This window comes from Prevotella sp. CAG:592, from assembly GCF_000436015.1.
GTDB lineage: Bacteria > Bacteroidota > Bacteroidia > Bacteroidales > Bacteroidaceae > Prevotella > Prevotella pectinovora.
Window position 1 is genome coordinate 1 of sequence record NZ_FR892599.1, and the last position, 6,107, is coordinate 6,107.

Genomic DNA, 6,107 nt, shown 5'->3' on the forward strand with positions numbered 1-6,107 from the left:
GCGAAGCCATGAACCTGCACTTCTGGCCCCGCATGCGAATCAAGCATCCTACACATGTAAAGGGACAGCTCTATATCCCGATGATCAACCTTGCCATGTATATCGGTGTGGTCATCATCATCCTGCTGTTTCGCGACTCCTCACACATGGAGGCAGCCTACGGACTCGCCATCACCATCACCATGCTGATGACCACCCTGCTTCTCGGTTTCTACCTGCACAGCAAGGGTGTGTCGCGAGTCCTCACGATATTGTTTATGGGCGCATACTGCACCATCGAGGCAATCTTCCTGGCAGCCAACCTGTCGAAGTTTCTCGCAGGAGGATGGTGTACGATGCTTATTGGCGGAATCCTGTTTCTGATGATGTATGTATGGGTTAGAGCCATGAAGATACGCCACCATTATATCAGAACAAAACCTCTGGATGACTACTATCAGATTATATCCGACATCAAGGCAGACGTGAGCATCCCGAAGTACGCCTCCAACCTTGTCTATATAAACCATGCCAACAAGGAAGGCACCGTAGACAACAAACTGCTCTACTCCATCATCAACAAGCAGCCTAAACGTGCTGACCACTACTGGCTTATCAACATGGAGTTTGCCGATACGCCAGACACGTTGGAGTACAGATTTGATACCCTGGTACCCGACACCCTCTACAGCATTACGATGCGCATTGGTTTCCGCATAGAGCCCCGGGTGAGTCTCTACTTGAGGCAAGTGGTGGAAGACCTTGTGGCTGACGGAAAAGTTGATCTGACCAGCTCCTATCCGTCGCTCCGCAAAAACGGTATTCCTGGCGATTTCCGATTCATCATCATCCACCGAGTATATTATCCGGAGAGTTCCGTCAACCGCCAGCAGAACCTGCTAATGAGTATGTATGCACTCATCAGCAAGATAGGCATCGACGAACCAAAGGCATTGGGCCTCGACACTTCTATGGTGGTGGTAGAACGTGTACCGCTCATCATCAGCCAACGCAACGGAAGCATAAGACGCATCACGCAAATCGTGGAAGAAGAGTAAGTCCTGTCGCAAGATAATATTTTTTCAAGTGATATATAGATACTGAAACGTTACGTAGGCAAAGGCGCATCACAAGGATGGCTCGAAGGCTTGCCGAAGGCGGTGCCTGACAAGATGGGGATCTTACTCCGTGGGGCCGGTGTATTGGCCGATGAAGAAGATGGTGTTGGTAGCGCGCTCGGTAATCATGTAGATGAACGGGCGGTTGGCATGGAACACCACATGGCGCGGCTCATCGGGTTGATACATCGACATCATCATGGTGGCGGCGGTGACTGCGGCGGCCTTGGTTCCATTCTCACTCACCTCTATCTTAGCCTTTTGCAGCATGGTCGACACATACATGGGGGCGTCGGTCATATTACCGAAATTAGCCTGACCTGCTTGGAAGATCGACGGGGCGCCAAGGGCTGAGATGGGCTGGTTGAGCGGGGTCTCGGTGGTGGTGGAGAAGCGGGGCAGCTTCAGATCGACCAAACACTCGGTCATGTTGGCCTGCAGCTCGGCAAACTTCTTGGCGTTGAGCTGCTGCGCCACATCATTGGTCGACTTGCCCTCAGCGGGCAGGATTATGGTCATCGAGTAGGTGCCATTGCCGTAAGGAAGGGTCACGGCGGCGTAATCCTTATTGTCGGCATACATGAACTTATGCTCCTGCTGCATCATGTCGACCTTCTTGATGTCGCGGGTGAAACCGCGGAACTCCTCCGTCTTGGTCTGGCTCTTGTCGAACTTGGAAGCCCAAGTGCCGTTGAAGTAGATGGCGTTCATCAGCACTGCGGTGGCATTGGCGTCGAGCTGATCAACGATCTTGGGAATCATGCCGTCGGTTTGCTTGGCACACCATCCGTTGATCTTGCTCAGGGTCTTGGGCGACGTGAAATCCATGCTCTCCACCTGTGCCTCGAAGAGGGCCTTCATGGCGGTGGCATACTCATTCTTGAAGGTCACCTGCTTGTTCACGGCAATGCAGTTGGCTATGTTGATCTGGGTACGACGGTCGAGAGCCGACGCATGATTGATAATCGACTTATAGGCGTCGTTGAGCGTCTGCAACGATGTGCCGTCCTGCCCCAATGCCTTCATGATCTCGGTCTGCGTGGCGCCTTCAGCACCATTGGCCAGCATGCCCATGAGGTAGGCCACGCTGATGGGCGAGAGAACCTTCGAGTCCATACCCTCCTGGGTGCGGAAAAGGTTGAAGGCAAAGTCGTTGGTCTGGGCCACAGCCTTCTGCTCAGCGTCGCTCAGAACGAGGTATTGCTCATCGAGGTTGCTCTCGATCTTGGTTGCATTCATACTGTTATCCGTATTCTGATGGTTCTTCTGCGTGGCGCACGAGCCAAGCGTGGTAGCGGCCAGGGCTGCCATAACGGCTGCATGACCTATGTGTACGATATTTTTTTTCATTTTACAACTAACTTTGTTTTGTTTACAATCCATACTTTTCAGCTTTTTTATTTACATAAATACGCAAAAGGGTGGATTATTGCATGGGCTGACTAAATACTTTTGCAAAAACAGGGCAAAAGCGTTGTTTTTTAGGGGGGAAGGAAAAAGACTTTGACTCACAATCCTGCAACTTGATTTCCTGCATGAAAGAGATAAACTCATAGGTCTTGTTATTGTTTATGGCTTGCTGCTCAAACAACTCGTAGTCGAGCACCTTTCTTCGCTTCAAGAACAAGGTCATCCAAGCGTCATAGTGGATGTTTCCCAACAAGAAGATAGCAAATACCAACTTATTGTAGAAGAAGATATGTCAGTATTATTTGTTTCATCTCGATTTGTGGCATAACAAATAATACTGTATCTTTGCATAAGGATGAATAAGAAAAAATCACAACTCTCAATCTTTTCATTTATGCAAGACACGAATATCCATACCGGCGTTTACGAACAGATTATCAACCGCCTCTTCAAACAGAAATTGAACGAGGTGGACACCGGGCGATTCTATATAGGCAAGAAGCTGATTTCGAAGGATGATGCTGTGAATATTCTCAGCAAGTATCTGCAGCACCTTATCGAGGGGACGTTTTCTGGTACACCCGACGATCAGGATGCCGACAAATATACTGATTTTATTAATTCCGTTATCAAGACATTAGGCAAGGAATTCAACGTGGAGGACACGGAGCTCGAACTTATTGACGCTCAGAAAAGCATCCTGACAGCTGTTGTAGACCGCACAAACTGCGAATATCCAGACATAGAGCAACACCTGAAAGCCATCACCCCTATAACCTCCCTCAGCCGAAGCGCCTTGTTCTTCGGAGGCAGAGGTCCAGCCGACATGGAGAGCGAGCTTAACCGCGAGATTCTCTGTGCCGACGAGATATGGTGGGTGGTGTCGTTTATCAAGACAAGCGGACTTAATCTGCTCTGGAACAGCTTGCGTAAGTTCACAGGCGAGGGTAAGAAACTGCGCGTCATCACAACCACCTATACAGGTGCTACGGATTACGACGCCATTGCACGATTGGCTTCCTTGCCTAACACGGAGATTAAGATTTCGTATGACGGAACGCAAGACCGCCTGCATGCCAAATCCTATATTTTCCTTCGCAACTCCGGTTTCCACACGGCTTATATCGGTTCAAGCAATCTCTCGCTTTACGCCTTGAAGGATGGCAAGGAATGGAATTTCAAGGCCACTCAGTTTGAGCTGCCACAGGTTATCTACGAGGTGCGCAATTCGTTTGAGGCATATTGGTGCGACTCTACATTCGAGAACTTCATTCCCGGCGTTAGCGACGAACGGTTGAAGAAGGCATTGGGAGCCGATTGGGAAACGCCTTTGCTTGATTTCTCGGCTCTCGACCTCATGCGTGCCAAAGACTATCAGCAGGAGATATTGGAGAAGCTGGATGTGGAGCGAAATGTGCACGGCCATTTCCGCAACCTTGTGGTAGCAGCCACGGGCACGGGAAAGACCGTTATTGCCGCTTTCGACTTCAAACGCTACCGCGAGGCTCATCCCGACTGCCGTTTTCTCTTCATAGCCCACCGTCAGGAAATCCTTCGCCAGGCCATGCTCACCTTCCGCATAGTGCTCGAAGACCCTAACTTCGGTAGCGTATGGGACGGTAACAACGAGCCATCAAGCTATCAGCATGTCTTTGCAAGCAAGGACACATTGCGCAACCGACTGGACAGTCTGCAGCTTACTGAGGACTTCTACGACTATATGGTTGTGGACGAGGTTCATCACATCGTGGCTCCAACCTACGTCAAACTGATTACTTACTTCAAGCCCCACATTCTGCTTGGTCTTACAGCAACGCCCGAACGTACAAACGAACAGGAGGATATCACGGTTTTCTTCGACGGACATATCTCTGCCGAAATACGTCTTCCTGCTGCCTTGAACGCCGGATTGCTTGCTCCGTTCCATTATTATGGCATCCCTGACAACGTGGATCTGACGGAAGTAAGATGGAGCGGCCACGGCTACGACATCTCCGAGCTGTCGCGTGTCTACACCCGGAACGATTTCCGTACAGGTCTCATCCTGAAGAAGATGCAGGAGTATATTGGAAACAGCCGACTCAACAAGGTCCGTGCGCTTTGCTTCTGTGTAGACAAGGAGCACGCACGATTCATGAACGCCAAGTTCACGCTTGCCGGACTGCATACGGATGTGCTTACGAGTGACGACGACAACCACCATCGGGCCCTCGTCAAGAAGCAGCTTCAGGCTGGAACAATCAACTATCTCTTCGTCGTAGACCTTTTCAACGAGGGTGTGGACATTCCTGAGGTCGACACCATTCTGTTCCTTCGTCCTACCGAAAGTGCCACGGTCTTCCTCCAGCAGTTTGGCCGAGGACTCCGTCTGCACAAGGGCAAGGACCATCTTACTGTACTCGACTTTGTAGGTCATTCGCGTGCCGAGTTCAGTTATAAGGACCGCTTTGAGGCTCTCATAGGCCGCCATTCGCGCAACATCAGGGAAGAGATTGAGGGAGGCTTCACCAATGCCCCCTTCGGTTGCAAGATAGTATTGGAAGAAAAGGCAAAAGAGGAAATCCTTGCCAACATCGACGGCTATCTGCGCAGCCTCAACCGAAGCAGAATCGTCAAGGAGATAGCCACCTACCACAAAGTATGCAACGGCTCGTTCTCACTTAAGGGTTTCTTGGCTTACAGCCACATTCCTTTCCACAAGATATACGGCAGCCTTACGTGGGGCGAGATGTGCCAGATGGCTGGCGTCCAGAGTAAGGTATCGGTACACTCTGCACAAATAAAGTTTGCCGTCACAAAGAAATGGCTCGCTACCGACTCGTTCTCTTACTTCACCCAACTGCTACGGTTCGTGGAGAGCGGTTTCCGTTGCGACACCCGTTCTTTCTCCGAACAGCAGAAGCGTTGTGCCGTGATGCTTTATTACGACCTTTACGACAAGGCGGGCACTTACGCCAGCATCGAGGAGATGTTCCGCGATTTAGCCTCCGACCAACTGTTCATACAGGAGTTGCGTGAGGTTGTGGATTATCTGCGAGACAGATGTTCGGCACCAGAGAAAGCCGACAATTCGGTCTACAAGGAATGGAATCCGCTTCGTCTGCATGGCGTCTACTCCAAAGCACAGATACAGGCTGCACTCGGACTTTCCACCATAGAGCGCAAATCTCCGTCGCGCGAAGGCGTCGAGCGTTTGAAGGACATCAAGCTTGAGGCGATGTACGTAGACATCATAAAGAAACGCGAGGAGGGTTCGATGACTGCATATAAGGACTACGCCCAGAACCGTGAATTCTTCCATTGGGAGACGCAAAACCGAGTGCGCGAGGGCAGTCGTGAGGCAGAGGCTTATCGTAATGGCGAGAACAACATGCTCCTCTTCGTGCGTCAGCAAGTGGAGCATCCCGACTACGGTTGCCGTATGGGGTTCACCTATCTCGGACAGGTCACGATGAAGAGCATAGAGGGCTCAAAGCCGATGCAGATAGTGTGGCATCTGAACACGCCAATGTCGGAAGCCACCTACGCCTTTGCAAGTCAATATAAAGCTATCGGATAATTATGAACACAGGAGAAAGAAAACATATAGAAGTGGTTGCC

3 protein-coding genes and 1 pseudogene are annotated in these 6,107 nt (G+C 50.6%); 2 read left to right on the forward strand and 2 right to left on the reverse strand.

Annotation, left to right across the window (positions count from 1 at the left end; all coding sequences use genetic code 11):
* Positions 1–1,037 (forward strand): KUP/HAK/KT family potassium transporter (locus QVO99_RS07715; RefSeq protein ID WP_288177050.1); only part of this gene is annotated, 1,037 nt, incomplete at its 5' end.
* Between the two features lie 123 nt (positions 1,038–1,160).
* Here the strand turns inward: QVO99_RS07715 and QVO99_RS07720 are convergent.
* Positions 1,161–2,447 carry a serpin family protein gene (locus tag QVO99_RS07720; RefSeq protein ID WP_022317036.1) on the reverse strand — a complete coding sequence of 429 codons (1,287 nt, stop codon included), beginning with the start codon at positions 2,445–2,447 and terminating at the stop codon, positions 1,161–1,163.
* Positions 2,448–2,598: 151 nt separating this feature from the next.
* Positions 2,599–2,796 (reverse strand): annotated as a pseudogene (locus QVO99_RS07725) (hypothetical protein); the annotation flags it as partial.
* Between the two features lie 105 nt (positions 2,797–2,901).
* On the opposite strand from QVO99_RS07725, the gene QVO99_RS07730 reads away from it, so the two are divergent.
* Positions 2,902–6,066: a DUF3427 domain-containing protein gene (locus QVO99_RS07730; protein WP_022317037.1), complete on the forward strand. Its 3,165-nt coding sequence runs from the start codon at positions 2,902–2,904 to the stop codon at positions 6,064–6,066.
* Positions 6,067–6,107 lie beyond the last annotated feature (41 nt).